Annotated in this window: 1 rRNA gene; it reads left to right on the plus strand. The window is 53.6% G+C overall.

Annotated elements, in window-relative coordinates:
- Positions 1-81 precede the first annotated feature (81 nt).
- Positions 82-1,937 (plus strand): 23S ribosomal RNA (locus CWI66_RS17415); the annotation flags it as partial.

A 1,937-nucleotide genomic window follows, 5' to 3' on the forward strand; every position in this document is an offset into this window, starting at 1 on the left:
TACGTAAATTGTATTGTGATACGTCTCAAGCGTATCCGGCAATCGTTATCATTGCGAACCCCAGACTCCTTCGGGTTATAGGGTCAAGCAATGAAGCGCACACGGTGGATGCCTAGGCAGCCAGAGGCGATGAAAGACGTGGTAGCCTGCGATAAGGTTCGGTGAGGTGGCAAACGACCTGCGACCCGGACATCTCTGAATGGGGAAACCCACTCATCACAAGATGAGTATCCTGTCCTGAATACATAGGGACAGGAGGCGAACCAGGGGAACTGAAACATCTAAGTACCCTGAGGAAAAGAAATCAACCGAGATTCCCCTAGTAGCGGCGAGCGAACGGGGACCAGCCCTTAAGCGTGTGACGGATTAGACGAACAGACTGGGAAGTCTGGCCATAGCGGGTGATAGCCCCGTAGTCGAAAATCTGATCACGTGAAATCGAGTAGGTCGGGGCACGAGAAACCTTGACTGAAGACGGGGGGACCATCCTCCAAGGCTAAATACTCCTGGCTGACCGATAGTGAACCAGTACCGTGAGGGAAAGGCGAAAAGAACCCCGGAGAGGGGAGTGAAATAGATCCTGAAACCGTGTGCGTACAAGCAGTAGGAGCAGACTTGTTCTGTGACTGCGTACCTTTTGTATAATGGGTCAGCGACTTATATTCAGTGGCGAGGTTAACCGTATAGGGGAGCCGTAGGGAAACCGAGTCTTAACTGGGCGACACAGTCGCTGGATATAGACCCGAAACCGAGCGATCTATCCATGAGCAGGGTGAAGGTTGAGTAACATCAACTGGAGGCCCGAACCAGGATCTGTTGAAAAAGATTTGGATGACTTGTGGATCGGAGTGAAAGGCTAATCAAGCTCGGAGATAGCTGGTTCTCCTCGAAAGCTATTTAGGTAGCGCCTCACGTATCACCGCCGGGGGTAGAGCACTGTTTCGGCTAGGGGGTCATCCCGACTTACCAACCCGAGGCAAACTCCGAATACCGGTGAGTGCCAGCGTGGGAGACACACGGCGGGTGCTAACGTCCGTCGTGAAAAGGGAAACAACCCAGACCGTCAGCTAAGGTCCCCAAATCCTGGTTAAGTGGGAAACGATGTGGGAAGGCTCAGACAGCTAGGAGGTTGGCTTAGAAGCAGCCATCCTTTAAAGAAAGCGTAATAGCTCACTAGTCGAGTCGGCCTGCGCGGAAGATGTAACGGGGCTAAACCAGGTACCGAAGCTACGGGTTCATCCTTACGGATGAGCGGTAGAGGAGCGTCGTGTAAGCCGATGAAGGTGTGTTGAGAAGCATGCTGGAGGTATCACGAGTGCGAATGCTGACATGAGTAACGATAAAGGGAGTGAAAAACTCCCTCGCCGGAAGACCAAGGGTTTCTGTTCGACGCTAATCGGAGCAGAGTGAGTCGGCCCCTAAGGCGAGGCCGAAAGGCGTAGTCGATGGGAAACGGGTCAATATTCCCGTACCGGACATGATTGCGATGGGGGGACGGAGAAGGCTAGGTGAGCCAGGCGTTGGTTGTCCTGGTGAAAGTGAGTAGGCTTGGGTCTCAGGTAAATCCGGGACCCTTCAAGGCCGAGACACGAAACGAAGACACTACGGTGTCGAAGTCATTGATGCCACGCTTCCAGGAAAAGCCTCTAAGCTTCAGATCATGTGCGACCGTACCCCAAACCGACACAGGTGGTCAGGGTGAGAATCCCAAGGCGCTTGAGAGAACTCGGGTGAAGGAACTAGGCAAAATGGTGCCGTAACTTCGGGAGAAGGCACGCCGGCGTAGGGTGACGAGACTTGCTCTCCAAGCCCGAACCGGTCGAAGATACCAGGTGGCTGCAACTGTTTAGTAAAAACACAGCACTCTGCCAACTCGCAAGAGGACGTATAGGGTGTGACGCCTGCCCGGTGCCGGAAGGTTAAGTGATGGTGTTAGG

The organism is Halomonas sp. 141, from assembly GCF_002810305.1.
Classification (GTDB): domain Bacteria; phylum Pseudomonadota; class Gammaproteobacteria; order Pseudomonadales; family Halomonadaceae; genus Vreelandella; species Vreelandella stevensii.